The 26,563-nt window shown below is 59.8% G+C and carries 29 protein-coding genes; 20 read left to right on the top strand and 9 right to left on the bottom strand.

Annotated features, from left to right (window positions below; genetic code table 11):
- The 3 genes from A3714_RS18095 to A3714_RS11665 all read left to right on the top strand — a co-directional run.
- On the top strand, positions 1-202 hold a 202-nt coding region (locus tag A3714_RS18095; protein ID WP_369817836.1), incomplete at its 5' end, for an NDP-sugar synthase.
- 160 nt (positions 203-362) lie between these two features.
- Positions 363-1,037, top strand: coding sequence for a ribulose-phosphate 3-epimerase (gene rpe / locus A3714_RS11670; protein ID WP_063509967.1), 675 nt, complete (start codon positions 363-365; stop codon positions 1,035-1,037).
- A 28-nt stretch (positions 1,038-1,065) separates the two neighbouring features.
- Complete coding sequence (locus tag A3714_RS11665) at positions 1,066-1,671, top strand: NlpC/P60 family protein (RefSeq protein WP_231866197.1); 606 nt, start codon at positions 1,066-1,068, stop codon at positions 1,669-1,671.
- A 147-nt stretch (positions 1,672-1,818) separates the two neighbouring features.
- Here the strand turns inward: A3714_RS11665 and A3714_RS11660 are convergent, their stop codons facing one another.
- Positions 1,819-2,721 carry a hypothetical protein gene (locus tag A3714_RS11660; RefSeq protein WP_063509968.1) on the bottom strand — a complete coding sequence of 301 codons (903 nt, stop codon included), beginning with the start codon at positions 2,719-2,721 and terminating at the stop codon, positions 1,819-1,821.
- Between the two features lie 231 nt (positions 2,722-2,952).
- Here A3714_RS11660 and A3714_RS11655 point away from each other — a divergent pair, with 231 nt between their 5' ends.
- Positions 2,953-4,776 carry a hypothetical protein gene (locus A3714_RS11655; RefSeq protein ID WP_063509969.1) on the top strand — a complete coding sequence of 608 codons (1,824 nt, stop codon included), beginning with the start codon at positions 2,953-2,955 and terminating at the stop codon, positions 4,774-4,776.
- Positions 4,777-4,910: 134 nt separating this feature from the next.
- Positions 4,911-5,135 (top strand): hypothetical protein, encoded by a 225-nt coding sequence (locus tag A3714_RS18090; RefSeq protein ID WP_063509970.1) that lies wholly within the window; start codon positions 4,911-4,913, stop codon positions 5,133-5,135.
- Positions 5,136-5,169: 34 nt separating this feature from the next.
- Here the strand turns inward: A3714_RS18090 and A3714_RS11645 are convergent, their stop codons facing one another.
- Together A3714_RS11645 and A3714_RS11640 are read right to left on the bottom strand one after the other, a co-directional pair.
- Complete coding sequence (locus A3714_RS11645) at positions 5,170-5,799, bottom strand: hypothetical protein (RefSeq protein ID WP_063509971.1); 630 nt, start codon at positions 5,797-5,799, stop codon at positions 5,170-5,172.
- Positions 5,796-6,257, bottom strand: a complete 462-nt coding sequence (locus A3714_RS11640; protein WP_062815898.1) for a helix-turn-helix domain-containing protein — start codon at positions 6,255-6,257, stop codon at positions 5,796-5,798. The genes A3714_RS11645 and A3714_RS11640 overlap by 4 nt, the downstream gene beginning before the upstream one ends.
- 158 nt (positions 6,258-6,415) lie before the next feature.
- Here A3714_RS11640 and A3714_RS11635 point away from each other — a divergent pair, with 158 nt between their 5' ends.
- Positions 6,416-7,525, top strand: a complete 1,110-nt coding sequence (locus A3714_RS11635; RefSeq protein ID WP_063509972.1) for an NADH:flavin oxidoreductase — start codon at positions 6,416-6,418, stop codon at positions 7,523-7,525.
- Between the two features lie 380 nt (positions 7,526-7,905).
- Here the strand turns inward: A3714_RS11635 and A3714_RS11630 are convergent, their stop codons facing one another.
- Positions 7,906-9,204 (bottom strand): MFS transporter, encoded by a 1,299-nt coding sequence (locus A3714_RS11630; protein WP_062815900.1) that lies wholly within the window; start codon positions 9,202-9,204, stop codon positions 7,906-7,908.
- Positions 9,205-9,449: 245 nt separating this feature from the next.
- Here A3714_RS11630 and cyoA point away from each other — a divergent pair, with 245 nt between their 5' ends.
- From cyoA to A3714_RS11590, 8 genes are all read left to right on the top strand, one after another.
- The gene (cyoA, locus tag A3714_RS11625; protein WP_062815901.1) at positions 9,450-10,433 is read left to right on the top strand and encodes a ubiquinol oxidase subunit II; all 984 of its coding nucleotides are present in this window, start codon (positions 9,450-9,452) and stop codon (positions 10,431-10,433) included.
- A 38-nt stretch (positions 10,434-10,471) separates the two neighbouring features.
- The gene (cyoB, locus tag A3714_RS11620) at positions 10,472-12,472 is read left to right on the top strand and encodes a cytochrome o ubiquinol oxidase subunit I (RefSeq protein ID WP_063525875.1); all 2,001 of its coding nucleotides are present in this window, start codon (positions 10,472-10,474) and stop codon (positions 12,470-12,472) included.
- Entirely contained in the window at positions 12,465-13,100 is a 636-nt protein-coding gene (gene cyoC / locus A3714_RS11615) for a cytochrome o ubiquinol oxidase subunit III (RefSeq protein ID WP_062815903.1), read from the top strand. Before cyoB ends, cyoC begins: the two co-directional genes overlap by 8 nt.
- Positions 13,097-13,453 (top strand): cytochrome o ubiquinol oxidase subunit IV, encoded by a 357-nt coding sequence (cyoD, locus tag A3714_RS11610; RefSeq protein ID WP_063508731.1) that lies wholly within the window; start codon positions 13,097-13,099, stop codon positions 13,451-13,453. Before cyoC ends, cyoD begins: the two co-directional genes overlap by 4 nt.
- A gap of 112 nt (positions 13,454-13,565) precedes the next feature.
- Positions 13,566-14,276: an SURF1 family protein gene (locus A3714_RS11605; RefSeq protein WP_063508732.1), complete on the top strand. Its 711-nt coding sequence runs from the start codon at positions 13,566-13,568 to the stop codon at positions 14,274-14,276.
- 78 nt (positions 14,277-14,354) lie between these two features.
- Entirely contained in the window at positions 14,355-15,683 is a 1,329-nt protein-coding gene (locus tag A3714_RS11600; RefSeq protein ID WP_063508733.1) for an ATP-binding protein, read from the top strand.
- Between the two features lie 3 nt (positions 15,684-15,686).
- A complete protein-coding gene (locus A3714_RS11595; protein WP_062815907.1) occupies positions 15,687-16,238 on the top strand; it encodes a response regulator transcription factor in 552 nt (183 codons plus the stop codon).
- Between the two features lie 167 nt (positions 16,239-16,405).
- A complete protein-coding gene (locus tag A3714_RS11590; RefSeq protein ID WP_063508734.1) occupies positions 16,406-16,828 on the top strand; it encodes a VOC family protein in 423 nt (140 codons plus the stop codon).
- 175 nt (positions 16,829-17,003) lie between these two features.
- Here the strand turns inward: A3714_RS11590 and A3714_RS11585 are convergent, their stop codons facing one another.
- The 3 genes from A3714_RS11585 to A3714_RS11575 form a co-directional block, all read right to left on the bottom strand.
- A complete protein-coding gene (locus tag A3714_RS11585; RefSeq protein WP_063508735.1) occupies positions 17,004-17,345 on the bottom strand; it encodes a DUF3301 domain-containing protein in 342 nt (113 codons plus the stop codon).
- Positions 17,342-17,908 carry a DUF1415 domain-containing protein gene (locus tag A3714_RS11580; protein WP_063526975.1) on the bottom strand — a complete coding sequence of 189 codons (567 nt, stop codon included), beginning with the start codon at positions 17,906-17,908 and terminating at the stop codon, positions 17,342-17,344. Before A3714_RS11580 ends, A3714_RS11585 begins: the two co-directional genes overlap by 4 nt.
- A 198-nt stretch (positions 17,909-18,106) precedes the next feature.
- Positions 18,107-18,568 (bottom strand): MOSC domain-containing protein, encoded by a 462-nt coding sequence (locus A3714_RS11575; RefSeq protein WP_063508737.1) that lies wholly within the window; start codon positions 18,566-18,568, stop codon positions 18,107-18,109.
- Between the two features lie 454 nt (positions 18,569-19,022).
- Between A3714_RS11575 and trpE the strand changes: the two genes are divergently transcribed.
- The 4 genes from trpE to trpC are packed head-to-tail and all read left to right on the top strand — an operon-like array spanning position 19,023 to position 22,967.
- A complete protein-coding gene (gene trpE / locus A3714_RS11570; protein WP_062815912.1) occupies positions 19,023-20,516 on the top strand; it encodes an anthranilate synthase component I in 1,494 nt (497 codons plus the stop codon).
- On the top strand, positions 20,516-21,118 hold the full coding sequence (locus A3714_RS11565) for an aminodeoxychorismate/anthranilate synthase component II (protein WP_062815913.1): 603 nt from the start codon (positions 20,516-20,518) through the stop codon (positions 21,116-21,118). Before trpE ends, A3714_RS11565 begins: the two co-directional genes overlap by 1 nt.
- A complete protein-coding gene (trpD, locus tag A3714_RS11560; protein ID WP_062815914.1) occupies positions 21,115-22,158 on the top strand; it encodes an anthranilate phosphoribosyltransferase in 1,044 nt (347 codons plus the stop codon). Before A3714_RS11565 ends, trpD begins: the two co-directional genes overlap by 4 nt.
- 14 nt (positions 22,159-22,172) lie before the next feature.
- Positions 22,173-22,967: an indole-3-glycerol phosphate synthase TrpC gene (trpC, locus tag A3714_RS11555; RefSeq protein ID WP_062815915.1), complete on the top strand. Its 795-nt coding sequence runs from the start codon at positions 22,173-22,175 to the stop codon at positions 22,965-22,967.
- A gap of 291 nt (positions 22,968-23,258) precedes the next feature.
- On the opposite strand, the gene crp is transcribed toward trpC, so the two are convergent.
- On the bottom strand, positions 23,259-23,888 hold the full coding sequence (gene crp, locus A3714_RS11550; RefSeq protein ID WP_062815917.1) for a cAMP-activated global transcriptional regulator CRP: 630 nt from the start codon (positions 23,886-23,888) through the stop codon (positions 23,259-23,261).
- A 300-nt stretch (positions 23,889-24,188) separates the two neighbouring features.
- Between crp and A3714_RS11545 the strand changes: the two genes are divergently transcribed.
- Both A3714_RS11545 and speD read left to right on the top strand, forming a co-directional pair.
- Positions 24,189-24,614: an OsmC family protein gene (locus A3714_RS11545; RefSeq protein ID WP_062815918.1), complete on the top strand. Its 426-nt coding sequence runs from the start codon at positions 24,189-24,191 to the stop codon at positions 24,612-24,614.
- Positions 24,615-24,738: 124 nt separating this feature from the next.
- Positions 24,739-25,545 carry an adenosylmethionine decarboxylase gene (speD, locus tag A3714_RS11540; protein WP_062815919.1) on the top strand — a complete coding sequence of 269 codons (807 nt, stop codon included), beginning with the start codon at positions 24,739-24,741 and terminating at the stop codon, positions 25,543-25,545.
- 307 nt (positions 25,546-25,852) lie between these two features.
- Here the strand turns inward: speD and coq7 are convergent, their stop codons facing one another.
- Positions 25,853-26,512 carry a 2-polyprenyl-3-methyl-6-methoxy-1,4-benzoquinone monooxygenase gene (coq7, locus tag A3714_RS11535; RefSeq protein WP_063509341.1) on the bottom strand — a complete coding sequence of 220 codons (660 nt, stop codon included), beginning with the start codon at positions 26,510-26,512 and terminating at the stop codon, positions 25,853-25,855.
- Between the last annotated feature and the right edge of the window lie 51 nt (positions 26,513-26,563).

Below are 26,563 nucleotides of genomic sequence, written 5' to 3'. Positions count from 1 at the left end.
CAGGCTGACCTATGCGGGCATGGGGCGGTTCGATCCGGCCCTGTTCCGGGACCTGCCCGATGGCGAAGCGAAACTGGCGCCGCTGCTACGCGCCGCCATGGCCGACAATGCCGTCAGCGGTGAGCACCACCCGGGTCAATGGTGGGACATCGGCACCCCGGAACGCCTGGAGGAACTGGATCGGTTACTCAAGAGCCCCTGATCCAGCGCCGAAAATGGTTTTGTAGGAGCGTCGCTGGCGGCGCGATCACTGGGTTTCGAGTTGAGAGCAACGCGTTTCGAAAGGCCAAACCGGCGCTTTTGAATTTGCTTTTCGCCACCCGAAACTCGTTACTCGCAACTGTCTTTACTGAGGAATCTTCATGCCCAAGCAGGATTATCTGATCGCCCCCTCCATTCTCGCGGCCAACTTTGCCCGTCTCGGGGAAGAATGCGATAACGTGCTGGCCGCCGGGGCGGACGTGATCCACTTCGACGTGATGGACAACCACTACGTGCCCAACCTGACCATCGGCCCCATGGTCTGCAAGGCCCTGCGCGACCACGGCATCACCGCCCCCATCGACGTGCACCTGATGGTCAGCCCGGTGGACGACCTGATCGGCATGTTCGCCGAGGCCGGCGCCAGCTACATCACCTTCCACCCGGAAGCCAGCCAGCACGTAGACCGTTCCCTGCAACTGATCAAAAGCCACGGCTGCAAAGCCGGCCTGGTGCTCAACCCGGCCACCCGTCCTGACTGCCTTGAATACGTCATGGACAAGCTGGACATGATCCTGCTGATGAGCGTGAACCCGGGCTTCGGTGGCCAGAAGTTCATCCCTTCCACCCTGGACAAGACCCGTGCCGTGCGTCAGATGATCGATGCCAGCGGCTACGACATCCGCCTGGAAGTGGACGGCGGCGTCTCTGAAAAGAACATCCGTGACGTGGCCGCCGCCGGCGCCGACACCTTCGTGGCGGGCTCTGCCATCTTCGGCAAGGACGACTACGCCGCCGTCATCCAGCAAATGCGCGAGGAGCTGGCGCAGGCCTGAGGGCCTACACCGCTCAGGAGGGAACCGAATGGCCCTGCCACTGCCTTATCCCTCCATGCGCTACGCGACTCTGCTATTCACCTGTCTGATGATCCTGCTGGCCGGCTGTGCCAGCAGGGCGCCCGTTGCCCCGGAATCCATGACCGAGGCTCCGGCGGCAATCCGTGCCAAGCAGAAAGCCAGCTCAGGCAATAGCGCCCCGGATTTGCAGGCCCAGCAGGAAATGGATGCACTGGTGGCAGACGTCATGGCCGAAGTGCCACCCCTGCGCGTGTCCCTGGAAGCCCAGCACGAAGACTGGAAAGGCGTCCCCTACCGCTACGGCGGCTTGAGTCCTCGCGGCGTGGACTGCTCCGGCTTCGTCTATCTCACCTTCCTGTCCCGCCTGGGCATGGAAGTGCCGCGCACCACCACCGAGCTGCTGCAAAGCGGCGAAAAGGTCAAACGTGACGAGATTCAGGTGGGCGACCTGGTGTTCTTCCGCACCGGCCCCGGCAACCGCCATGTGGGCATCTACATGGGCAATGGTGATTTCCTGCATGCTTCCTACAGTCAGGGCGTTATGACTTCCTCGCTGAGTAATCCTTACTGGCGCCAGCGTTACTGGCAGGCTCGGCGGTTGGTGTCGCATTAATCTTTGTAACAGCATCCTCCAGCATTATCCCTCTCTCGCCGTTTTCACGCGCTCGAAAGTTAAATTTGCAGCATAGGTGCAGAGCGAAAAAAAAGAGCCGCAAAAAGCGGCTCCGTTTGTCACTTTAATTCAGCCAGGAGCATAGGATCAGCGGGCATCCGCCATGGCATCAACGATCTTGGTATTAGCCTGCTTAAGAATATCCAGTGCGTGCGGGTAGTAGAGGTCGGGATCAACCGTCAGGGTCAGCTCCGCTGCCTTGCGGCCCGGCAGGTCCGTCTTCACATTCTGGGTCAGCTTGCCGGCTGGTACCTCCTTGTAGATGTGCTCCTCGATCTTGATCTCACCTTTCTTGTTCTTCTTCAGCCAGATCTCGGCCCCGGAGCGCCAGAACACCTGCACACCCGGGTAGAAGGTGACATTGGTCTTGTTGTAGATCTTGTTGAAGAAGTCATCTTCCCGTTTGGATGCCTTGGCCATCAGGTAGCCGGGGGCGATGGTATAGTTGATGGTGATTGGCCGCTCATCCTGCTCCTTGGCCGCCCAGCCCACCAGGCCGCCGTCCTTGTGCGCCAGCAGCGGGAACCCGGTAGCGGCGACGGTGATGTCGTCCATCCAGCTGTAGACTTGGTAATGAGAGAGGTCCTTGGAATAGTTATCCCGGTATTTGAACTCTTTCGACACCCACTCCGGCGCCAGCGCCAAGGCATCAAAATAGGAAACGGTGAAACCGGCAGCCTTCGCCTTGCTGACAAAATCTTCATAGGCGGCGTCCACCACTTTCTGCAGCTCAGCGTTCTCTAGACCCACCGTGCGCACCACCAGCTTGGAATTGGCGCCCATGAAATTATCAATGGACTGCGTAGATGCCGATTTGCCCTCAGCCGTCATGAAGCTGACGTTGAACGAGGCCAGCTTCAGCTCGTCCATTTTCTTCATGTACTTTTCTTTCTCGAGATAAAGCGCGTCGCCTGCCACAGCCTGCAGTGAAACCGCCAGACATACTGCGCCAGCCAGCCATTTGGCGGCCTGAAAAAACCTGCTCGTCATAGGTGATTCTCCCCATCGTTGTGAATATTTGCCGTTCCCTGACACACCATCACCGTCTTCACGCCGAGGTTGCCGACTGCTCCAGAATGAATAAGCCATCGACGGTCTGAAAGGTCAAGTAGCGCTCGCTCTCGCCGGGAGACCGGCCTTCACGTGATAACGGTATAGTTCTCATCTCTCGCCATCTTTCGCTAGACTCAGTGCATACCTCAAAGCAAGGACGTGCCAGAGATGAGACTGCTGCTGATTCTGCCCCTGATCTTTACCCTTGTTGCCTGCGCGACTACCTCGAAGAAGCCCGCCTCAGAAGGCTCAAAGGCCAACATCAGGCCGGTGCCCATGTATTACTTCTACAAAGGCGAGCGGCACGCACTCAGCACCTCCATCTACGGCACCATTGGTGGCAATGGTGTGAGTTATATCGAAGAAACCGAAATCGAACTGCCGCCTATCAAGGTGAACAACAATGGCCGCATGGGCTACATCGTCGGTGCAGGGCCGGACAAAACAGTGATCAAAGGTGAGATTTACGTATCCGGCCTTGGTGACCTGACCATCGTCAACGCGACCCTGGTAGATCCGATAATCACAGTTGACCAGGTCAATACCGGGGTGAGGTTTATCAACGTCAAGGTCAAGGGAACGTTCAAGCGACAGATTGATACGGATAACAACGCCGACCTGCCCGCAGACGTACGTTTTTACCTGTCAGAATTTGACCAGGTGCAGGAGCCCGTGCCCATCTTTTACTCCGTGCTCATGAAAGGGGGTAAGCCTGAGACCTACCCCGCATCGGAGCCAAGGGCGAAAAAGGGCACTTTTGACCCCACCAATCGACTGGCAGAGGCGCACCGCAACATGATCCCCGGTGGCCCGGATGGTGCCCAGTATTTCGTTTATGGCAAGAAAGAAGCCGATATGGAGAAAGTGGCCTACTACACCGCGCTTGCCAAAGAGCAGCGTGAACAGGGCAATTATTATGTCTCCAGCATCTATGCGGACAAGGCCTCCGCGGCCATGTTCAACCGCGCTAACAAGGAACTGGCTGCCCTAAAGAAAGCGAACAAAGCTGATTTTGCCCGCCATTGGACATGCGGCTTCGACCAGTTCTACCGCAGCGATGCTCCCCCCGTGTTAAATCGGACCACCGATACCAACATTTTGCTGCGCGGCTTGCTCTGGCGGAACAACAAGGACAACCTCAAAGCCAGTCGCGAGGACGGGCGCTGTGTACTGCGTTATCAGCCCAGAGAAGACTATGTGCTCACTGATAAGGCTAATCCGCGCATTATCGAAACCAACCCCATGTATGCCGAGTCTTCCCGTAGCAAGCAGGCCCGCAAGGAAGCAGAGCAGCGCGAAGCCGCCCGGCGCAAGGCGGTGCGCGAGGCACAGTGGAATGAAGCTATGGCGGGTTTGGAGGCGGCTTCCGACCGCCTCGTTGATCAGGCCAAGTTCAACTATGAGAACCGCAATACCATTGATCAGCGTGCCTCCGGTACTTATCTGACCATTAACAATCGGCAGTTCCGCTACCAGGGCAGTAGCGCCCTGAAGGATGCCGTGGAGCAGCGCCAGCGGCTGGAAAAACAGAGCTATGTAGAGGGAGGCAAGGAATTTGTACTCACTGGCTATGAGACCCAGGTGGAATACACCTACAAGCGCTACTCACGTCTGGACGGGGACCTGCTGTTGGAATTTGATGGCGAGACGCAGAGATTGCTGTTGCCAGTCATCTCCAATCAGGAAAGCGCTACCTGCAAGGAAAACCTCTACAACGGCGAGAGCCGTGACATGTATTTCGGCGATGCGTGCAAGGCGCTGGTCAATGTAAATGAGCGAGGCCGGCGCGAGGAACGGATCCTCTCGGAAACCAAGCCGCAAGTAGACCAGTTTCTTGCTAACACCTTTGCAGCCTTCCAGCGAGAACTGGCGCACAAGGCCTCGTCCAGCTCACCAGAGGATCGTCTGGAGGCGTACCACGCTGCAGACGCCTTTAACCTGAAACTGGACGTCTCTCTGGACCGGTCAGCGCTGGAGAAGCAGCTGAAATAATAAAACCCGGCGCGTGCGACGGATAAAATAAAGGAAATGCATAAATTGGAATGTCTCTTGCTTCATGCATCGAATAGAAAGGCGGGGTTAGACTCTGCGCTGCTTAAATAAAGATGTCTTCCGAAAGGTGATTAATGAACTTGAAGATAGTGCTCATTCTCTTAAGAGGGGTTGTGTGTATTTCGTTGATTTGTTTTGGGATTGAGGCTGTTGGAAATTATAAGCAATCCTCTGGCTTGAATTTGGATTGGGCTATTGTGGTTCTCCTTTTGGTTGGGGTTGTTTTTTCGATAGCCTTCATTGGTAAGCCGATATCGGATGCCTTTGAAGAAAAAAAAGAAAGAATAGGTAAGAGATAGGTTTGGGTATCCTGTTTTCCTGCGCATGCTGCAATCAGCCCTCTGGCAGTTCCGTCAGCGCGCGCTTAAGATTGTCCCGCGCTGGCACTTCCAGCCGCTCCCTCAACTCTACCGTGTGATAAATCACAGCCTGATCCAGAAAACTCTGCAACACCGCACTACGCCCTTTCCGAAACGCCGCTTCCGGCACAAAGTCGTACTCCTGCCGAATCCACCCCTCATACCGGTCGTACAATTCCGCATCTGACCCAAGAATACTCAGGTCGATATCCTGCAGCAGGGCCATGTCCGGGTCTGTAGGAGGGTGCGGATGGACGGTGGCCATGATCAGTTCATGCACGCGAGCGAGCTGCTGATCTGTGAGGTGGCTGTCGGCAAAGTGTTGGGCAAACCAGTCTGCGCTGCGGACTTCGTTATCGCTGGCGCGGGGATCGTAAATTACATCATGGGCCCACAAGGCCAGTTCCAGGCTAAGCGGATCTGCGGCGAGGTGTCGGTAATGGTCCAGCCATCCCAGGCAGGCGGCGACGTGGTCCAGGGTGTGGTAGTGGCGGTGGGGCTCGCTGTAGTGGTTGACCAGTTGTTGCCAGGTGGGCTCCGGGTCAGGCAGTAGCGGGGCGACGGCGGTGCGCCATCGTTGGTGCAGGGCGGACCCGGTGGTCATCCCGCTTCCTCCAGCGGCTTCCCATCTTCATCCACAAACCGCACATCCCGCACGGTGAGGGTCTGACCCTGCTGGTTCTGGACGGTAACCGGCGCCAGCGGCTCTCCGGTCTGGCGGTCCACCAGCTGCATGCTGTCTTTCTCGCCATTCCAGCGTTCGCTCCACTGGCGCAGGGCGGTGACTACCGTAAACAGGTCGCGGCCCTTGTCGGTGAGGCGGTATTCGTAGCGCTTGCCGTGCTCGCCCACGTCCACGCGCACCATGACCCCGTTGTCCACCAGCCGGGTCAGGCGGTTGCAAAGGATGTTCTTGGCGATGCCCAGGTTGTGCTGGAAATCCACAAAGCGGCGGGTGCCCAGCATGGCCTGCTTGACCACCAGCAGGGACCACCAGTCACCGACCTCATTGAGGGCGCAGGCCACCGAGCAGCCCATTTCATCGAAGCGTTTGCGTGTCATGGGTGGCATTGTACGCCAGAAAGGTTGCATAACGAAACCAAATAAGGTTTTATTACGCAACCAAATTGAGGGCCGCCGATTGGTGTCCTCGCTGATTCTGTTGTTTTTTATCGCGCTCGCTTGAGCGCCAGAGTGAAACAAAATTCGGGAGAGTAACAATGAGTGGTTCCCTGGACAGTCTGCTGCGCCCTTTTGCGCACAAATCCCTGAACCTGCGTAACCGGGTGGCCATGGCCCCCATGACCCGCACCTTCTCGCCGGGCTATGTGCCCAATGACGAGGTGGTGGGGTACTACCGCCGCCGTGCCGAGGGTGAGGTGGGCCTGATCATCACCGAAGGCACCTTTGTGGGCCACAAGGCGGCCAACGGCTATGAGCGGGTGCCGGCCATTTATGGCGATGCCGCCATGGCGGGCTGGAAGAAGGTGGTGGATGCGGTTCACGAGGCCGGTGGCCAGATCATCCCGCAGCTTTGGCACGTGGGCTCGGTGCGCAAGCCCGGCATTGGTCCTGACAAGGATGTGCCCGGGCATTCACCGTCCGGCCTGTTCAAGCCGGGCAAGGAAAATGGCCACGCCATGACCCATGAGGATATCCAGGACGTGGTGCGCGCCTTTGCGGATTCCGCCAAGGCCGCCAAAGCGGTGGGCTTTGACGGGGTAGAGATTCATGGTGCCCACGGCTATCTGCTGGACCAGTTCTTCTGGGAAGGCACCAACCAGCGCGATGACGAGTACGGTGGCTCCATTGAGAACCGCGCCCGGTTCGGCGTGGAGATCGTCAAGGCGGTGCGCGAAGCCGTGGGTGAGGAGTTCGCCATTGTGCTGCGCTTCTCGCAGTGGAAGCAGCAGGATTACGACGCCAAGCTGGCCCAGAACCCGGAAGAGCTGGAGCGCTTCCTGATGCCGTTCGTGGACGCCGGGGTGGATATCTTCCATGCGTCTACCCGTCGTTTTTGGCTGCCGGAGTTCGAGGGTTCCGACCTGAACCTGGCCGGCTGGACCAAGAAAATCACCGGCAAGCCCACCATTTCCGTGGGCAGCGTGGGCCTGGATGGGGATTTCCTGAACAGCCCGGAAGGCATGGGCGGTACCGCCAATCCGGCGGCGCTGGATGAGCTGACCCGACGCATGGATAACGACGAGTTCGACATGATTGCCGTGGGCCGGGCGCTGCTGCAGGACCCGAACTGGCTGCTGAAGGTGAAGGAAGGGCGTGAGGAAGAGATTGCGCCGTTTACCAAGAAGGCGTTGGGAAGTTTGAGTTAAGAGCTACAAGCTGCAAGCTATAACGCGGATCCGGGTTTGCCGGGTCTGATAGGAAAGAGGCCGCGTCCAGAGTCTGGGTGCGGCCTTTTTTGTTTTGAGGGCCTTTTCGTAGGAGCGTCGCTGGCGGCGCGATAACTAACCCAGAAAGCGAGTGACGAGTTTCGAGTTACGAAGACCTGGCTTCTGGATGGTTCAAGGTTTTGCCTTTCGAGCCTCGCTTCTCGTAACTCGCCACTGTTTTGACCGCGCCGCCAGCGACGCTCCTACGGATGGGGTTGTCATAAATAAAGAGGCCGCACCCAATGTCTGGGCGCGGCCTGTGGGTTTCTGGCTGCTTGGGCCTTAACCCGCGTTGCAGCTTGAGGCTTGTAGCTTGCAGCTTAGTCCTCGCTTTGATCCGACAAGGTCTGGTTCACCGCCAACGCCAGCAGGGTGCAGATGACGCCGGAGAGCAGGTAGACGGTGACCGACAGCAGGCCGAACTTGGCGGACAGGCCCAGGGCTACCAGCGGCGCGAAGGCGGCGCCGAACAGCCAGGCGAAGTCGGAGGTCAGGGCGGCACCGGTGTAGCGGAAGCGGCGCTCGAAGTTGGCGGTGACGGTGCCGGAGGCCTGGCCGTAGGAAATCCCCAGCAGGGCAAAGCCGAGCAGGATGAAGGTGTCCTGCATGGCCGGGCTGCCCCCCATCAATAGCGGGGTGAGCAGGCTGAAGACGCCGATCACCGCCGCCAAGGCGCCCACGGTGGTGCGCTTGCCGATGCGCGCGGCGATCCAGCCGGAGCCGATGGTGGCGATAATGCCGACGATGCCGCCGACGATCTGCACGGTCAGCACCTGGCCGGTGGTCTGGCTGCCCTGCAGGGCGATCCAGGACAGCGGGAAGATGGTCACCAGGTGGAACAGGGCATAGCTGGCCAGGGCGGCGAAGGAGCCGATAAAGATGTTGTAGCCCTGCTTGCGCACCATCTCGGTGGTGCCGATGGGCTCCAGCTCGCTTTCTTCCAGGGCTTCGGTGTATTCCTCGGTGAGCACCAGACGCAGGCGGGCGAACAGGGCGACCACGTTGATGGCGAAGGCCACGAAGAACGGGTAACGCCAGCCCCAGCCCAGGAAATCCGGGGCGCTCAGGCTGTTATAGAGAAACAGGAACAGGGCGCTGGCAATGACGAAGCCCAGCGGGGCGCCCAGCTGCCCGATCATGGCGTACCAGCTGCGCTTTTCCTTTGGTGCGTTCAGGGCCAGCAGCGAGGGCAGACCATCCCAGGAGCCGCCGAAAGCCACCCCCTGCATGATACGGAACAGGGCCAGCAGGGTAATGGCGTAGCCACCCAGCTTCTCGTACCCGGGCAGGAAGGCGATGCCGGCGGTGGCGGTCCCCAGCAGGAACAGGGCGGCGGTGAGTTTGATGCCGCGACCCCAATGGCGCTGGATCGTCATGAACAGGGCGGTACCGAAGGGCCGGGCCACAAACGCCAGGGCAAACAGGGAGAAGGAATAGAGCATGCCCTGTAGCGGGTCGGCGAAGGGGAAAAACACCTGCGGGAAGATCAGTACCGAGGCGATGCCGTAGACAAAGAAGTCAAAGTATTCGGAAGTCCGGCCGATGACCACACCGACGGCGATTTCATTGGGCGCCACCGGGGCATGGCTGGAACCGTGGGACTGCTGGGGCTGGGACATGTTGTGCGCTCTTGTTCTGCCTGGGCCAAAGAGCCCGTTCAGTGATGGATGCGGCGATTTCCCCGTTGGAGCCATGCTTGCCATGGCGAAGGAGCGGCTGAATTCGCCATGCAAGCATGGCTCCAACGGTGGGAGTGACGCCATCCCCTAGCACTTTAAGGCTATGGGACAAAATGTCCAATACCCGCTTCCCATTGCCTTGGCTAGAGTTCCCCTATCCCATAAGCCAACCAGAATAGCCGCCAATGCAAATATTCAAATACTTGCGTGGAGTGTCGCTGACGTTGCTTGTCGCTGCCCTGCTGTCGGGTTGCGATGCAGTCGTGATGTCCCCCTCTGGTGATGTGGCAGTGCAACAGCGGGACCTGCTTGTCTGGTCCACCATCCTGATGCTGCTGGTCATCGTTCCCGTCATCGTGCTGACGCTGTGGTTCGCCTGGCGTTATCGCGCATCCAATACCGAGGCCACCTACAAGCCTGACTGGACCCATTCCACCGTGCTGGAACTGGTGATCTGGGCGGTGCCGTTGCTGATCATCATCGCCCTAGGGGCGATGACCTGGGTGTATACCCACAAGCTGGACCCCTACCGGCCGCTGGATCGCATTGATGCCAGCACCCCGGTGCCGGCGGATCTGGAGCCGCTCACCGTGGAAGTGGTGGCGTTGGACTGGAAATGGCTGTTCATCTACCCGGAGCAGGGTATCGCCACGGTGAATGAGCTGGCGGCGCCGGTGGATCATCCGATCCGCTTCAAGATCACCGCGTCCACCATGATGAACTCCTTCTTCATTCCCGCCATGGCCGGGCAGATCTATGCCATGGCCGGCATGGAGACCAAGTTGCACGGCGTGATCAATGAGCCGGGCGTCTACCAGGGCTTCTCCGCCAACTACAGTGGTGCCGGCTACTCGCATATGAAGTTCCAGTTCCACGGGCTCAGCGAGGCAGATTTCCAGGCCTGGGTGGACAAGAACAAGGCCAGCGGCAATACCCTCAGCCGCGAGGTCTACAAGGAGCTGGAAGTGCCCAGCATCAAGGACCCGGTGACCCGCTATGGCAGCGTCGATCCGACCCTCTACCACGCCATTCTCAATCGCTGCGTGGACCCGGGCACCGTGTGCATGGAAGACATGATGTACCACAGCGGCCATGGCAAGCAGGAGGCGAGCGAAACGGGGCACGATGCCCACGCCGGCCATGCCCAGCATGGAGGCCACCATGAATAAGCCTGTTTCCCTGAATACTGTCGCAGTAGGTGTCGCCCATGTTTGAAAACCTGGACCTGACCAAACTCATATTCGGACGTCTGACCTGGGACGCGATTCCGTTCCATGATCCGATCATTCTGGCTACCTTTGCCGTGGTGGCGCTAGGGGGTGTGGCCATGCTGGCGGCACTGACCCGCTACAAGCTGTGGGGCTACCTGTGGACCGAGTGGTTTACCTCCATCGACCACAAGAAGATCGGCATCATGTACATCATCCTGGGTCTGGTGATGCTGCTGCGCGGCTTCGCCGATGCCATCATGATGCGCCTGCAGCAGGCCATGGCCTTTGGCGACAACATGGGCTACCTGCCTCCGGACCACTACGACCAGATCTTCACCGCCCATGGCGTGATCATGATCTTCTTCGTGGCCATGCCGCTGGTGACCGGGATCATGAACTACCTGATCCCGTTGCAGATCGGTACCCGTGATGTGGCCTTCCCGTTCCTGAACAACTTCAGCTTCTGGATGACCGCCGGTGGCGCCGCGCTGATGATGATGTCTCTGTTCGTGGGCGAGTTTGCCAAGACCGGCTGGCTTGCCTATCCGCCACTATCGGGGATATTGCAGAGTCCCGGGGTGGGGGTGGATTACTACATCTGGTCGTTGCAGATCGCCGGGGTGGGGACCTTGTTATCGGGGATCAACCTGCTGGTGACCATCGTCAAGATGCGTGCCCCGGGCATGAGCCTGATGAAAATGCCGGTATTCACCTGGACGTCCCTGTGCACCAACGTGCTGATCGTGGCTGCCTTCCCGGTACTGACCGCGGTACTGGGCATGCTCACCATGGACCGTTATCTGGGCACCGCCTTCTTCACCAACGACATGGGCGGCAACGCCATGATGTACGTGAACCTGATCTGGATCTGGGGTCACCCGGAGGTGTACATCCTGATCCTGCCGGTGTTCGGTATCTTCTCCGAGATCGTGGCCACCTACAGCCGCAAGCCGCTGTTCGGCTACACCTCCATGGTCTACGCCACCGTGGTGATCACCGTGCTGTCCTACCTGGTATGGCTGCACCACTTTTTCACCATGGGCTCCGGGGCCAGTGTGAACTCGTTCTTCGGGATCACCACCATGATTATCTCGATCCCGACAGGTGCGAAGATCTTCAACTGGCTGTTCACCATGTTCCGTGGCCGTATCAAGTTTGATGTGCCCATGCTGTGGACCGTGGGCTTTATGGTCACCTTCGTGATCGGTGGTATGACCGGGGTGCTGCTGGCGGTACCGCCGGTGGACTTCGTGCTGCACAACAGCCTGTTCCTGATCGCCCACTTCCATAACGTGATCATCGGTGGCGTGCTGTTCGGTCTGTTTGCGGGTATCACCTACTGGTTCCCCAAGGCCACCGGTTACAAGCTGGACGAGTTCTGGGGCAAGATGTCCTTCTGGTTCTGGTTGATCGGTTTCTACTTCGCCTTCATGCCGCTGTACGTGCTCGGCCTGATGGGCGTGACCCGTCGTGTCAGCCACTTCGAGGATCAGTCCCTGCAGATCTGGTTCCAGATTGCCGCCTTCGGAGCGGTCCTGATCGCCGTAGGTATCGCCGCCTTTGTGATCCAGCTGGTGGTGAGCTTCAAGCGTCGCGAAGCGCTCAAGGACGAATCCGGCGATCCGTGGGATGGCCGCACCCTGGAGTGGTCCACCTCCTCGCCGCCACCGCCGTACAACTTTGCGTTTACCCCGCGCGTACATGATCTTGACGCCTGGTGGCAGATGAAACAGCACGGCTTCAAGCGCCCGGAATCCGGTTTCATCCCGATTCACATGCCCAAGGGCACCTGGGCGGGCGTCGTGCTGTCGGCGATCAGCGTTGCCTGTGGCTTCGCCCTGATCTGGCACATGTGGCTGGCGGCGGCGGTGACCTTTGTGGCACTGATCGGCACGGCCATCTACCACACCTTCAATTACGACCGCGATTACTACATTCCTGCCGAGGAAGTAGAGCGGATTGAAGCTGAACGAACCAAGGTGCTTGCCAATGTCTGAAGCAACCATGACCGCTGACGGGAAAACCCAGGACGGCCAGCTGGAGTTCCTGGTGAAGGGGGATCACCACCCCCAGAACGGTACCCTGCTGGGTTTCTGGCTCTACCTGATGAGCGACTGCCTGATCTTCGCAGCGCTGTTCGCCACCTACGGGGTACTGGCACGCAGCTATGCCGGTGGCCCCACCGGGATGGAAGTGTTCGACCTGACGCTGGTGGCAATCAACACCTCCATGCTGCTGCTGTCCTCCATCACCTATGGCTTTGCCATGCTGGAGATGCAGGCCAACCGCCTGAAGGGCACGCTGATCTGGCTGGGTATTACCGGCCTGCTGGGTGCGGGCTTCCTGGCGGTTGAACTGTATGAGTTCTATCACCTGATCCACATCGGTGCGACGCCGCAGACCAGTGGTTTCCTGACCGCCTTCTTTGCGCTGGTTGGCACCCACGGCCTGCACGTGCTGTTCGGTATCGTGTGGCTGGTGACCCTGTTGTTCCAGCTCAAGAAGCACGGCCTGATCCCCGCCAACAAACGCCGGGTGTTCTGCCTGTCCATGTTCTGGCACTTCCTGGATGTGGTCTGGGTTGGTGTCTTTACCTTCGTTTACCTGATGGGAGTGCTGCCATGAGTGAGCATACACACGATCACGATCATCACGAGGCGGAAGGCCCCCACGTTACCCTGAAGGAATACGTGACCGGCTTTGTGCTGGCGGTGATCCTCACCGTGATTCCGTTCTGGGTGGTAATGGGCAATGTGTTTGAAAGCTCCACCACCACAGCACTGGTGATCCTGTCCTTCATGGTGGTGCAGATCTTTGTTCACATGGTGTTCTTCCTGCACATGAACTTCCATTCGGAAGGGGGCTGGAACATGCTGGCGTTGATCTTCACCCTGGTGCTGGTGTTCATCACCCTGGCCGGTTCCCTGTGGGTGATGATCAGCCTGAACAACAACATGATGCCGGGCATGATGAGCTAGCAGGCTCCATCTCCCTGCAGGATCTTGCCTGCAAGTGACGCCCTCCTGATCGGGTTCGCTTGCAGGTAAAGCTCCTGCAGTTTCCTTCCCCCACGTTTGAAGAGGCATTGCCATGGCTCGTCGGCGTCTTCTTTCTTTCCTGTTTCTGCTGTTGTGCGTGGCGGCCTTTGCCGGCTTTGTCGCCCTGGGCGTCTGGCAGGTGCAGCGTCTGGCCTGGAAAGAGGATCTGATCGCCCGGGTGGATGCCCGCGTCCATGCCGCCCCGGTGACGGCCCCGGCTCCGGGCGACTGGGCCAGCGTGAGCAAGGATGTCCACGAATATCGGCGCGTTCAGTTAACGGGTGAATACCGGGTCGACGGTCTCTCCCTGGTGGCGGCGGCCACGGAAGAGGGGCAGGGTTACTGGGTGATGGTGCCCTTGCAGCGGGCGGATGGCAGCCGGGTTTACATCAACCGTGGCTTCGTGCCCCAGCGCCTGCGCGAGCAGGCAGCCCGGGGGGACTTCACTCCACGCGGCCAGGTCTCGGTGACCGGCCTGCTGCGGCTCAACCAACCGGGTGGCGGAGTGCTGCGCGACAATGTGCCCACCGAAAACCGCTGGTATTCCCGGGATGTGCAGGCCATGGCCGAACAGCACGGGCTGGCGCCGGTGGCGCCGTACTTTGTTGATGCGGAGGCCAGTGCGCAGCCCGGACCCATCGGTGGGCTTACCGTGATCCGCTTCCCCAATAACCATCGGGTCTATGCTATCACCTGGTTTGCCCTGGCGCTGGGCGTGATGCTGGCGGCCTGGCTGGTGGTGCGCGAACAGCGCAAGGGCTGAAAGCGTTGTTTGTTGAAGCCATGCTTGCATGGCGAACTGCCTCACACCTTCACGCCGAAGTCGGTAAACTGACTGGCCATGGATAAACTGACTATGACAGCCCCCGCCGGCACGGCTCCCCTGGCGGCCATTCGCCGTTCCAGTGAGGATGTGGCCGGTCGCAAGAATTTGCAGCTGCTGATCCAGTTGCGCTGGATCGCCATGGGCGGACAGCTGGCCACCATCCTGCTGGTGCACTACGGTTTCGGTATCACGCTGCCGCTGGGGCAGATGCTGGTGGTGCTGTTTGGCTTGTTGCTGCTGAACGCGGTGAGCCTGCTGCGCCTGAAATTGCCGAAAAGCATCGGCAATACCGAGTTGTTCCTGTCGCTGCTGATTGATGTGGCGACGCTGACCATCCTGCTCTATCTCAGTGGCGGGGCCACCAACCCCTTCGTGTTTCTCTACCTGTTACAGGTGATTCTCGGGGCCGTGCTGCTCAAGGTGTGGTCCACCTGGGTGATCCTGATCACCACTACTTTTTGCTTTGCCTGGCTGGCCTGGTCGGGCAAGCCGCTACCGTTACCGCTGGATCATTCCAAGGGTCTGTTCAGCCTGTATATCGAGGGGATGATCATCTGCTTTGTGCTCAACGGGGTGCTGCTGGTGATCTTTATCAACCGCATCACCCGTAACCGTCGCCAGCGCGACGAGCACCTGGCGGAGCTTCGTCAACGGGCCGCGGAGGAGGAGCACATCGTGCGCATGGGGCTGCTGGCCTCCGGCGCCGCCCATGAACTGGGCACCCCGCTGGCCACCCTGTCGGTGATTCTTGGCGACTGGCGGCACATGGAGCCGTTCAAGTCTGATCCGGACATGGCCCAGGAAATCGGCGAGATGCAGACCCAGGTGCTGCGTTGCAAGTCCATCGTCAGCGGCATCCTGCTGTCTGCCGGTGAGGCACGGGGCGAGTCGTCGGAGGAAACCACCGCCCGGGAATTCCTGGATGACCTGGTGGCGGAATGGCGGGAAACCCGCCCGGTGAAGGATTTCATTTACCTGAATGATTTTGGCCAGGACCTGAGCATCGTTTCCGACTCGGCCCTGAAGCAGAGCATCCATAACGTGCTCGATAACGCCTTGGAGGCATCGCCGAAATGGGTGCGCCTGGATGTACATCGCCATGACGATAACCTGGTGATTTCGGTGACCGACCGGGGCCCCGGCTTCCCGGCGGCCATGCTGGAAAGCCTGGGGCGCCCCTACCAGTCCAGCAAGGGCCGACCGGGTAGCGGCCTGGGGTTGTTCCTGGTCATGAACGTGCTGCGTACCCTGGGGGGGAATCTGCGCGGCCGGAATCTGGTGCAGGGTGGGGCCGTGGTGATGCTGTCGTTACCCCTGTCCGCCGTCACGCTGGAAGAGGAATAGGTTGTGAGTGAGTTGGAGCAACAGACCGAGCGGTTGCTGCTGATAGTGGAAGACGACGAGGCCTTTGCCCGTACCCTGAGTCGTTCCTTTGAACGGCGCGGCTATACCGTGATCCATGCGTCGGGAATGGACGAGATGGAGGTGTTGCTGGAGGACCATGATCCGGGCTACGCGGTGGTGGATCTGAAACTGAAGGGCGAGGCGTCCGGTCTGGCCTGTGTGCAGATGCTTAACCAGCATAACGAGGACATGCTGATTGTGGTGCTCACCGGCTACGCCAGCATTGCCACGGCGGTGGAAGCGGTGAAGCTGGGCGCCTGCCATTACCTGGCCAAACCCTCCAACACCGATGATATCGAAGCGGCCTTCCTGCGCGCCGAGGGCGACGTGGACGTGGCTCTGACCGCCCGGGAAACCGACCTGAAAACCCTGGAATGGGAACGCATCCACGAAACCCTGGCGGAAACCGGCTTTAATATCTCCGAAACCGCCCGGCGGCTTGGCATGCATCGACGGACCCTGGCCAGGAAGCTGGGCAAGCAGCGGGTTAAATAATCTCGCAGTTCTCAATAACGCCGCGTAGGAGCGTCGCTGGCGGCGCGATAACCACCCTATGGAATCGTGCCGCCAGCGACGCTCCTACAAAAATTGGGGGGGCTGTCGAAAAACGGTCACCCCAATCGATTAACTATGGAAAGCCAATTCCTTCAAGGAGAGAAGCCATGTCGGAAGTCCGTCTTAATCCCTATCTGAATTTCCCGGGCAATTGCCGGGAAGCCTTTGATTTTTATGCCGGTGTCCTGCAGGCCGAGATCAGTTTTCTGATCACCATGGGCGAATCGCCCATGGCCAGTGAGGTGCCGGCAGAAATCCACCATCACATCTGCCATGTCTGCCTGGAGGGGGAGGGCATCGTATTGATGGGGTCGGATTGCCCGCCGGAGACGTATGAAAAACCGCAAGGCACCATCATCAATGTGCAGGCTGAAACCACCGAGCGGGCGGAAGCCATCTTTGCGGCGTTGAGCGACGGCGGCGAGATTCGCATGCCCATGGAGGAAACCTTCTGGGCGAAGCGCTTTGGCATGTGCATCGACCGCTTCAGGGTGCCCTGGATGGTCAACTGCGACAAACCCATGCCGTAGCCGCGTCGCTGGCGGCGCGATAAAGCAGTCGCAAGCTACAAGCTGCAAGGCGCGGTCAACGCATTGCCAGAATCAAAGGCCGTGCCCGCGATTACCGGATCAGCGCGGAACCCATATCTTCTCGGGAGCGACTGCCTTTACGCGCGTTGAGGCTTGTAGCTTGAAGCTTGTCGCGTCAGTGCAGCTGTTCCGGGTCCGGGGTAAAGCGGTGGGGCGGTAGCTCCACCCGCTGTACCTGGCCTCCCTGCACATAGGTGTGGCCCGGGTAGCGCTCGCCGCCAGTGACGGTGAATTCGAAGCGGTAGATGCGGGTGATACGCCGTTTGCCGTGGCGGTCTTTGATCAGCGCCAGTTTTTCCAGCCCCACGGTGTCATCCAGAAACTCCACTTCTTCCCGCTCGCAAAATCGCCGGGTGTAGATCAGCGCCCGCTCACGGATGCCATGGGAACGCCAGAACAGGGCGGCGATCACTATCACGGCAGTGACCAGGCCGATGTCGGTCAGATCCAGATTCATGGAGCCCGTCCTGTCAGGTTGCCGAACAGGCTGCGCCACTGGTCATCGCTGAGGCCGTTGAGGGTGGCGATGTTGCGTTCGGGAATCTGTTCCGGGTCCGGGTAGCTGGCCAGGCCCCGGTCCAGGCTGGCTTCACGGAGGATATGCAGGATCGGGTAGGGGGCCCGGTTGGTGAAATTCTCCCGGTCGTCGACCTGCGTATCGGCAAACTGATAGGCCGGATGGAAACTGGCAATCTGGAAGGTGCCTTCCCAGCCCTGCTGTTCCAGCAGGCCGTCGGCCAGATCGAGCATGTCGTTGTAGTCGAGAAAACCATCCAGCTGATCCGGAATGATCAGCAGGGTGGTGTCGATCTGCTCGGCGGGGGTGCGATCCAGCCGTTCCAGCTCGTCATAAAGATCCACCAGCAGGGTTTCCACATTGCGGCTGTCGCTGACGGCAAAGTGCACCTGCCCGGCGTTCAGGGGTTTACGGGCAAAAGGGCACAGGTTCAGGCCAACGACGATCTGTTCCAGCCACTGGCGAGTGTCGGCGATGATGGTATCGGAAGAAGGCATGTTCATTGGGGTACGGGGCAGTAAAAGGGCGAGGGTAGCATGGATTCGTGTGGCCGTCGGGCGGAATGCGTAATGCGAGAGGAGGCACGGGTTTGATGACTCAGCAGCGAGGTGTGAGGTACGAGTTTCGAAAGGCAAGCTGCTGTTGGTTTTCGCTCCTCGAAACTCGCTTCTCGCGACGGGCAGTTAGCTGCCCCAGAGTCTTCAGGCGTCTTCAGGCGTCACAATAGGGTCGCCCACCCGCACTACGCCGCTGGACAAGATTTCACAGCGCAGGCCGCCCCGGCCCAGCAGGGCCTTTACCACCTGGGGTGGGGTCAGGTCGCCGGCCAGCAGCTTGCCCACCACGGAGCAGGGCTCGCACAGTTCGATGCCCCGCAGGCGGATGTTGCCGAGCAAAAACTCCCGGCCTTCCAGGGCATTCAGGTCCACCCCTTCGGTGAGCACATTGCGGCGCAGAATGTGGGGTTCAACCCGCTGCTGATGATCCCGGTTGAAGTCGGCGATGGCTTCGGATTCGATCAGGGTAATCTGTTCGGCGGGCTTTGCATTGCGCCGGTAATGCCGGTCGCCAACGATGCCGCAACCGGCGCGCAATTGCACGGCGGACTGGCTTTCTACCGGGCCGCGGGATTCGCTGGCGGTGAACAAGGCGAGGACTTTCATGGGGCTCCTGGGTTCTGGCCGGACGCTGACACGGGCATTCGAGCGATAGTCTATCAAAACGCGCCTGAATCCACCGTTGTTAAGGGGGCGATAGCCGTTGGAGCCTTGCTGGCAAGGCGAAGGGATGAATCCGTCCTGGTGCCCACCGAAACCTTCGCCTTGCCAGCCAGGCTCCAACGGGGCATGCCTGGGGGGGGAGTGTCTGGCGTCGGGCGCTGTCATTCGCTAGAATTCTCTCCATCTTCACGTTTGAGAAAGGACGTCCCCCTTGGACCGTGCCCTGATCAACAGCTTTGCCTTCCTTTCCTCACCCGCCAGCTGGCGATGGTGACGCTCCCCTTGTGACTGTGCCCGGTGCACGGACACGCCCTTTTTGCCTTGTTTTTCCTCTACAATCGTTGCACTTGTCGGCCTGTGCGTTTGAATGGCCGAGCGAAGACCAATAGGGACAACCATGTCACAACAGCAACTGGATCGTTATGCCCAAGAGGGCTATACCCGGGTGCCGCTGGTACGCGAGGTGCTGGCGGATCTGGATACGCCGCTGACCGCCTACCGCAAACTGGCCCAGGGGCCTTACAGCTACCTGTTTGAATCCGTTCAGGGCGGCGAGCGCTGGGGGCGCTATTCCATTCTCGGGCTGCCGGCCACGGAAGTGATCCGCATCACCGGCCAGACCGTCAGTGTCAGCAATGAACAGGGCGAGACCACCACCGAGGTCGCCGACCCGATCCAGTGGATTGAAGACTACCGTCAGCAGTATCGCTCACCGGAAATCCCCGGGCTGCCCCGTTTCAACGGTGGCCTGGTGGGCTACTTCGGTTATGACAGCGTGCGCTATTTCGAGCCGCGGCTGGGTCCGGCCCCCGGTGAGGATGTGCTCGGCGTGCCGGATATCCTGCTGATGCGCTCCGAAGAAGTGGTGGTGTTCGATAATCTGCGCGGTGCCCTGTTCCTGGTGGTGCATGTGGACCCCCGTGACGGGGATGCGGGCAAGCAGGCGGCACAGCGTCTGGATGCGCTGCAGGCGCAGCTGCGTGCGCCCCTGCCGGAGCCGGAGCATACCGTGTACGGCGAGCCGGTGGACGAAAGCGATTTCCGCAGCGAATTCCCGGAAGACCAGTTCAAGGCCGGCGTGGAGAAGGTGCGTGAGTATATTCTCGCCGGCGATGTGATGCAGGTGGTGCCGGCCCAGCGCATGAGCTGCCCGTTCCAGGCGCCGGCGCTGGACCTGTATCGGGCACTGCGTTATCTGAACCCGTCGCCGTACATGTTCTATCTGGATCTGGGCGACTTCCATATTGCCGGCTCTTCCCCGGAGATTCTCACCCGGGCGGAGCAGGGATCGGTCACGGTTCGGCCCATCGCCGGTACGCGCAAGCGCGGTGCCAACAGCGAGGAAGACCAGGCTCTGGAAGCGGACCTGCTGGCGGACCCCAAGGAAATTGCCGAGCACCTGATGCTGATTGATCTGGGCCGCAACGATGTGGGCCGGGTGGCGAAACCGGGCAAGGTCACGCTCACCGACAAGATGGTGGTGGAACGCTACTCCCACGTGATGCATATCGTGTCCAATGTGGAAGGCGAGTTGCGTGATGGCCTGGGGCCGCTGGACGTACTGCGCGCCACCTTCCCGGCGGGCACCCTGAGCGGAGCACCGAAGATCCGCGCCATGGAAATCATCGACGAACTGGAACCCACCAAGCGTGGCATCTACGGCGGCGCCGTGGGCTATATCGGTTTCAACGGCGACATGGATACCGCCATCGCCATCCGCACCGCCGTGGTCAAGGACCAGCGCCTCTACGTACAGGCCGGCGCAGGCATTGTGGCTGACTCGGTGCCCCAGTCCGAATGGGACGAGACCATGAACAAGGCCCGGGCCGTGTTCCGGGCAGTGAATCTGGCACTGGGTGGCCTCAACCTGGAAGACGGAGGGCAGCGGTAATGCGTGTGCTGATGATCGACAACTACGACAGCTTTACCTACAACCTGGTGCAGTACCTGCAGGAACTGGGTGCCGAGGTGCTGGTCCACCGCAATGATCAGATCTCCCTGCCGGAGATCGAGGCGCTGAACCCGGACCGGCTGATGATTTCCCCCGGGCCCTGTACCCCCAATGAGGCGGGCATCTCCATTGCGGCGATTCAGCACTTTGCCGGCAAGCTGCCGATTCTGGGGGTCTGTCTGGGCCACCAGAGTATTGGCCAGGCCTTCGGTGGCAAGGTGGTGCGGGCCCGTCAGGTGATGCACGGCAAGACCTCACCCATTTACCACAGTGGCGTGGGCATTTTCCGCAACCTGCCGTCGCCCTATACGGCCACCCGTTATCACTCCCTGGTGGTGGAAAAGGACAGTCTGCCGGATTGCCTGGAAATGACCGCCTGGACCTGCCATGAAGACGGTAGCGTGGACGAGGTCATGGGCATGCGCCACAAGACCCTGCCTATCGAAGGGGTGCAGTATCATCCCGAATCCATTTTGAGTGAGCATGGCCATGCCCTGCTCGAGAACTTCCTGAACAACGAACAACAAGGGGACGCCGCATGAATATCCAGCAGGCCCTGGCCAAGGTGGTCGAGCAGATTGATCTGAGCGTGGACGAGATGCAGGAGGTGATGCGTCAGATCATGACCGGTGGCGCCACCGACGCCCAGATTGGCGGCTTCCTGGTGGCCCTGCGCATGAAAAGCGAGTCCCTGGATGAGATTACCGGAGGCGTGCAGGTCATGCGTGAGCTGGTGACCGCCGTGCCGGTACAGAATCGCCAGTATCTGGTGGATATCGTCGGTACCGGCGGTGACGGGGCCAACCTGTTCAACGTGTCCTCCGCCAGTGCCTTTGTGGCGGCGGCGGCGGGGGCCCGGGTGGCCAAGCACGGCGGGCGTTCGGTGAGCTCCAAAAGCGGCTCGGCGGACCTGCTGGAAACCGCCGGTATTGCCCTTGATCTGACCCCGGAACAGATCGGCAGCTGCGTGGACAATGTGGGCGTCGGCTTCATGTTTGCCCCCAATCACCACAAGGCCATGAAGTACGCCGTGGGGCCGCGCAAGGAGTTGGGCATGCGCACCCTGTTCAACATCCTCGGCCCCATGACCAACCCGGCCGGCGTCCAGCGCCTGGTGTTGGGGGTCTTCTCCGAGAAGCTGTGCCGACCCATGGCGGAAGTCATGGGCCGTCTCGGTGCCGAGCACGTGATGGTGGTGCACAGCAAGGATGGCCTGGACGAGATCAGCCTGGCCACCCGGACCCATGTGGCGGAATTCCGTAACGGGGAAATCAGCGAATACGCGGTGACCCCGGAAGACCTGGGGCTGGACTCTGATTCACTGGTGGGCCTGGATGTGACCGACTCCGATGCCTCCCTGGCCCTGATTCGCGATGCCTTTGGCAAGCGCAGCAGCGATGCCGCCCGCAAGGCGGCGGACATGATTGCCCTGAACGCCGGGGCGGCCATCTATGTGAGCGGGATTACCCGGACCCATAAAGAGGGGGTACGCATGGCGGAAGACTTGATCCACAATGGAGAGGCAGCGGAGCGCATGCGTGAGCTGGCCCAGTTTTCCACGGCACTGACTGCTGCAGACTGATAAGGAGAGCGGTTATGAGCACAGGCACCATTCTCGACAAGATCATTGCCCGCAAGCAGGAAGAAATCGCCGTCGGCAAAAACAACTACACCCTGGGCGAGCTGGAGGCCATGGCCGACAACGAGCGCAAGGCCAGGGGCTTCATCGCCAGCCTGTTTGACCGGGTGCGCGACCACCAACCGGCGGTGATCGCGGAGATCAAGAAGGCCTCTCCCAGCAAGGGTGTGATCCGGGATGATTTCGATCCGGTGGAGATTGCCCGCAGCTACGAGAAAAATGGTGCCGCCTGCCTGTCGGTACTCACCGACAAGGACTTCTTCCAGGGGGATGAACACTACCTGCGCGCCGCCCGCAACGCGGTGAACCTGCCGGTGCTGCGCAAGGACTTCATGATCGACCCCTGGCAGATCTTCGAGTCCCGGGCCATGGGGGCCGACGCCATTTTGCTGATCGCGGCAGCCCTGTCGGATGCGCAGATGAGCGAGCTCTATCACGCCGCCCAGCAGGCCGGCTGCGATGTGCTGGTGGAGGTGCATACCGAGGAAGAGCTGGAGCGGGCAGTGAATCTCAATGCCGAGCTGATCGGCATCAACAACCGTAACCTGCACACCTTCGAGACCAGCCTGAACACTACCCTGGCGTTGGCGGAAAAAGTGCCCGGCGATCGCATGATCGTCACCGAAAGCGGCATCCACACCCCGGAGGACGTGAAGCTGATGCGCAAGAATGGCATCAATGCGTTCCTGGTGGGCGAAGCCTTTATGCGGGCGGAGGATCCGGGGGCGGCCCTGAAGTCGCTGTTTTTTTAGTTAACAGTTAACAGTGAATAGTTAACAGCTGCACGGGGCCTGGTTGGTGCCGGGCAGAGAATGTTTGAGGCCGCGCCCATGAAGTGGGTGCGGCCTTTCTGTTTGAACAACCCTTACCTGCGAAGCCGCTGTAGGAGTTCCCTTCCAGGGGACGAACCGAGCGACAGCGAGGCAGGGTGCCAGATACAACAAGGCCGCGCCCATCATCTGGGCGCGGCCTCTTGGTTTTCCGTACCTGAAGGTGTTCGACGCGCAGCTATTAACTATTCATTATTAACTGTTAATTGCTCTTCACCGCGTTCCGTAAACCACCATGGTCTTGCCTTTCACGGACACCAGGCCCTGTTCTTCCAGGTTCTTCAGAACCCGGCCGACCATTTCCCGGGAGCAGCCGACGATGCGGCCGATTTCCTGGCGGGTAACCTTGATCTGCATGCCGTCCGGGTGGGTCATGGCGTCGGGCTGTTTGCACAGGTCCAGCAGGGTGCCGGCCACGCGGCCGGTGACATCCAGAAACGCCAGGTCGCCCACCTTGCGGGTGGTGGCGCGCAGGCGGCCGGCAATCTGGGCGGAGACGGCGAACAGGATGTCGGCGTCTTCTCGGGCCAGCTGTTTGAACTTGCCGTAGCTGACTTCCGCGACTTCGCACTCACTCTTGGCTTTCACCCAGGCCGAACGGGAGGGATCATTCTCGAACAACCCCATCTCACCGAAGAAATCCCCTTCATTCAGGTAGGCCATGATCATTTCGCGACCATCGTCGTCTTCGATCATGACCGTCACGGAGCCCTTCAGAATGTAGTAAAGCGCATCCGATTCATCACCCGCATAAATGATAGTGCTCTTCGCCGGATACTTGCGGCGATGGCAGTGGGCCAGAAACTGGTCCAGATTTGGAATAATTTTGTTGCCGTCAGTCATGGGCGCTCAATATTAAGCCAGAAAAATGTCTTAGCTGATAAGCGTAAGGATATTGCCTGTTTTTATCATTGATGCCAAGGGAACTGGCTCTCACTCTCAATTTTCACAGGCTCAACGGTGGCTTATGGCTGACCGGCACCGGATGGGCAGGGGATGGATCGGGGGCCCGGGCGGGAAAAATTATCTGCGATCCGGCCCCCTGAGGGGGTGGCGGCGCCCCCGCGCTATGGTACTCTGCGCCCCCTTTCGGGGCTGGAAAATACCGGCCTGGAGCGGTGACTGGAAGCTGGGAGATTCCCCATGAAAGCAGTGGTTAAATGGCAGGGCGAAGCCTGCTATGAAGCGCAGACAGAAAGCGGCCATACGGTGCTCATGGATGGACCGCCGGACCATGGTGGCCAGAATCGCGGGCCGCGTCCCATGGAGACCCTGTTACTGGGTGTCGGCGGCTGCTCTTCCTTTGATGTGGTACATATCCTCAAGAAGTCCCGCCAGGACGTGACAGACTGCCGTTGCGAGCTGACCGCGGAGCGTGTGGATGAGGTGCCGGCGGTATTCAGCAAGATTCATCTGCACTTCATCGTCAGCGGTAATAACCTGAAAGAGGCTCAGGTGAAGCGGGCCGTGGAGCTGTCGGCGGAGAAGTATTGCTCGGCCAGCATTATGCTGACCCGAGGTGGTGTTGAGATCACCCATAGTTATACCATTGAGGGCCAGGAAGCTTGACCCCTGGCCGGTCAAGGTGTCCGGCGCAAGCCGGAGAGACCAGGAGGTCTCGCAAACAGGTAACCGCAGACGCTGCGGTGGTGTGTTGGTTCTATTGTGGCGGTGACGCCTACGGGGTACAGCTGTGGTGAAAGATCCCAATCCCAAGATTACGGTTCATGGTTTCAACAACCTGACCAAATCCTTGAGTTTCAATATTTTCGATATCGCCTATGCGAAGACGGAACAGCATCGCAAGGAGTACATTGAGTATATTGACGAGCTGTATAATGCCGAGCGGCTCACCGAGATTCTCACCAATGTGACCAAGATCATCGGTGCCAACGTGCTCAACGTGGCTCGTCAGGATTACGATCCCCAGGGCGCCAGTGTGACCATGCTGATCGCTGAGCATGAGACGCCGCCGGACGGTACCGACTGGGATGAGGAAGCCCCGGGTCCGCTGCCGGATTCCGTGGTGGCGCATCTGGACAAGAGCCATGTGACGGTGCACACCTATCCGGAATCCCATCCGGATAACGGCATTTCCACCTTCCGGGTGGATGTGGATGTATCCACCTGCGGGGTGATTTCCCCGCTGCGTGCCTTGAACTACCTGATTCACAGCTTCGACTCCGATATCGTCACCATCGACTACCGGGTGCGGGGCATGACCCGGGATCTGGACGGCACCAAGCACTACATTGATCACGACATCAATTCGATCCAGAACTTCCTGACCGAAGACACCCAGAACGCCTATCAGATGATCGACGTGAACGTGTACCAGGAGAACATCTTCCATACCAAGATGCTGCTCAAGGACTTCGACATCGACAACTATCTGTTCGGTGCCGGCAGCGACGAGTTCGACAAGGAAGAACTGGAGCAGATCGAGGAGCGCCTGCGCACCGAGATGCTGGAGATCTTCTACAGCCGTAATATGGGGTAAGAAGGGCAGTTAACAGTTAATAGTGAATAGTTAACAGTTCGCGCCCATCGTCAGTTGTAGTAGAAAGCAAAGAGGCCGCGCCCACAGGTTGGGCGCGGCCTCTTGCGTTTTATGGACATGCTCCTCTTACGAAGCCGCTGTAGGAGCGCCTCTCGAGGCGCGAACCGTGCGAAGCACGGGAGATCAAACACTCCAGACCGTGACAGAGTTTCGATAGAGAGATCAGTAGGGTTTTGAAGGGTTGCCTCGCCAAGGCTCGGTTCGCGCCTCAAGAGGCGCTCCTACAGGTGCTTTTTCAGCGCGCCGATCAGATTCTGTAAGTCGTGAACGTCATCACCTTGCTCATCAACGTCATGGCGTGGCGCACTGGTGGGGGGAGCTCGGCGCCGCCGGCGTCCTTGGCGGTGACTGCGTGTTTGAGTTCGTCGCTTTTCATCTGTTCCAGAATGGCGCGGGTGCGCAGGTCGCTTTCCGGGACCTGGAACAGGTGGGACTCCAGGTGTTTGACCACCTGATTTTCCGTTTCCGACACAAAGCCCAGGCTCCAGCGATCACCGACCAGGCCGGCGGTGGCGCCCACCGCATAGCTCATGGCGTAGAACAGCGGGTTCAGTTTGCTGGGGACGCCGCCCAGTTCGCGAATGCGTTCTTCGCACCAGGCCAGGTGGTCTTCTTCCTCGCGGGCCGCTTCCTCCATGGCATGGCGCACATGGGGCAGGCTGGCGGTGCTGGCCTGTCCCTGATACAGGGCCTGGGCACAGACTTCGCCGGTATGGTTGATGCGCATGAGCCCCAGCACATGGCGGCGTTTGTCCGTGGGCAGGGTGCCGGCCTCCGGGGCATCCGGCGCCGGGGAGGCATGGGCGGGTTTCCGTTCCGCCTGGATGGTGCCTGGCGTCAACGTGCGCAGGGCGTTATCGGCCCGGGCCAGCAGTTTATCCAGCGGTGACAGTCGACGTTCGCTCATGGGGGCTTCCAATACGGTTTGCCACGGCATACACCTCGGGGTGCAGGTATC

Origin of the sequence: Alcanivorax sp. HI0007, assembly GCF_001635525.1 — a bacterium.
GTDB lineage: Bacteria > Pseudomonadota > Gammaproteobacteria > Pseudomonadales > Alcanivoracaceae > Alcanivorax.
The sequence above is the reverse complement of the archived record's forward strand: the minus strand, read 5'-3'. Positions and strand labels throughout refer to the sequence as shown.

Excerpts from the sequence above, each read along its gene's own strand:
- A3714_RS11565 (WP_062815913.1), top strand. The coding sequence starts at position 20,516 with ATGCGTGTGCTGATGATCGACAACTACGACAGCTTTACCTACAACCTG.
- cyoA (WP_062815901.1), top strand. The coding sequence starts at position 9,450 with ATGCAAATATTCAAATACTTGCGTGGAGTGTCGCTGACGTTGCTTGTC.
- A3714_RS11635 (WP_063509972.1), top strand. The coding sequence starts at position 6,416 with ATGAGTGGTTCCCTGGACAGTCTGCTGCGCCCTTTTGCGCACAAATCC.
- trpE (WP_062815912.1), top strand. The coding sequence starts at position 19,023 with ATGTCACAACAGCAACTGGATCGTTATGCCCAAGAGGGCTATACCCGG.
- A3714_RS11660 (WP_063509968.1), bottom strand. The coding sequence starts at position 2,721 with ATGACGAGCAGGTTTTTTCAGGCCGCCAAATGGCTGGCTGGCGCAGTA.
- A3714_RS11585 (WP_063508735.1), bottom strand. The coding sequence starts at position 17,345 with ATGAATCTGGATCTGACCGACATCGGCCTGGTCACTGCCGTGATAGTG.
- rpe (WP_063509967.1), top strand. The coding sequence starts at position 363 with ATGCCCAAGCAGGATTATCTGATCGCCCCCTCCATTCTCGCGGCCAAC.
- A3714_RS11605 (WP_063508732.1), top strand. The coding sequence starts at position 13,566 with ATGGCTCGTCGGCGTCTTCTTTCTTTCCTGTTTCTGCTGTTGTGCGTG.
- A3714_RS11575 (WP_063508737.1), bottom strand. The coding sequence starts at position 18,568 with ATGAAAGTCCTCGCCTTGTTCACCGCCAGCGAATCCCGCGGCCCGGTA.
- A3714_RS11630 (WP_062815900.1), bottom strand. The coding sequence starts at position 9,204 with ATGTCCCAGCCCCAGCAGTCCCACGGTTCCAGCCATGCCCCGGTGGCG.
- cyoC (WP_062815903.1), top strand. The coding sequence starts at position 12,465 with ATGTCTGAAGCAACCATGACCGCTGACGGGAAAACCCAGGACGGCCAG.
- trpC (WP_062815915.1), top strand. The coding sequence starts at position 22,173 with ATGAGCACAGGCACCATTCTCGACAAGATCATTGCCCGCAAGCAGGAA.
- crp (WP_062815917.1), bottom strand. The coding sequence starts at position 23,888 with ATGACTGACGGCAACAAAATTATTCCAAATCTGGACCAGTTTCTGGCC.
- A3714_RS18090 (WP_063509970.1), top strand. The coding sequence starts at position 4,911 with ATGAACTTGAAGATAGTGCTCATTCTCTTAAGAGGGGTTGTGTGTATT.
- A3714_RS11545 (WP_062815918.1), top strand. The coding sequence starts at position 24,189 with ATGAAAGCAGTGGTTAAATGGCAGGGCGAAGCCTGCTATGAAGCGCAG.
- A3714_RS11665 (WP_231866197.1), top strand. The coding sequence starts at position 1,066 with ATGGCCCTGCCACTGCCTTATCCCTCCATGCGCTACGCGACTCTGCTA.
- A3714_RS11580 (WP_063526975.1), bottom strand. The coding sequence starts at position 17,908 with ATGAACATGCCTTCTTCCGATACCATCATCGCCGACACTCGCCAGTGG.
- A3714_RS11655 (WP_063509969.1), top strand. The coding sequence starts at position 2,953 with ATGAGACTGCTGCTGATTCTGCCCCTGATCTTTACCCTTGTTGCCTGC.
- A3714_RS11590 (WP_063508734.1), top strand. The coding sequence starts at position 16,406 with ATGTCGGAAGTCCGTCTTAATCCCTATCTGAATTTCCCGGGCAATTGC.
- coq7 (WP_063509341.1), bottom strand. The coding sequence starts at position 26,512 with ATGAGCGAACGTCGACTGTCACCGCTGGATAAACTGCTGGCCCGGGCC.
- A3714_RS11645 (WP_063509971.1), bottom strand. The coding sequence starts at position 5,799 with ATGACCACCGGGTCCGCCCTGCACCAACGATGGCGCACCGCCGTCGCC.
- A3714_RS11640 (WP_062815898.1), bottom strand. The coding sequence starts at position 6,257 with ATGACACGCAAACGCTTCGATGAAATGGGCTGCTCGGTGGCCTGCGCC.
- A3714_RS11600 (WP_063508733.1), top strand. The coding sequence starts at position 14,355 with ATGGATAAACTGACTATGACAGCCCCCGCCGGCACGGCTCCCCTGGCG.
- cyoD (WP_063508731.1), top strand. The coding sequence starts at position 13,097 with ATGAGTGAGCATACACACGATCACGATCATCACGAGGCGGAAGGCCCC.
- cyoB (WP_063525875.1), top strand. The coding sequence starts at position 10,472 with ATGTTTGAAAACCTGGACCTGACCAAACTCATATTCGGACGTCTGACC.
- trpD (WP_062815914.1), top strand. The coding sequence starts at position 21,115 with ATGAATATCCAGCAGGCCCTGGCCAAGGTGGTCGAGCAGATTGATCTG.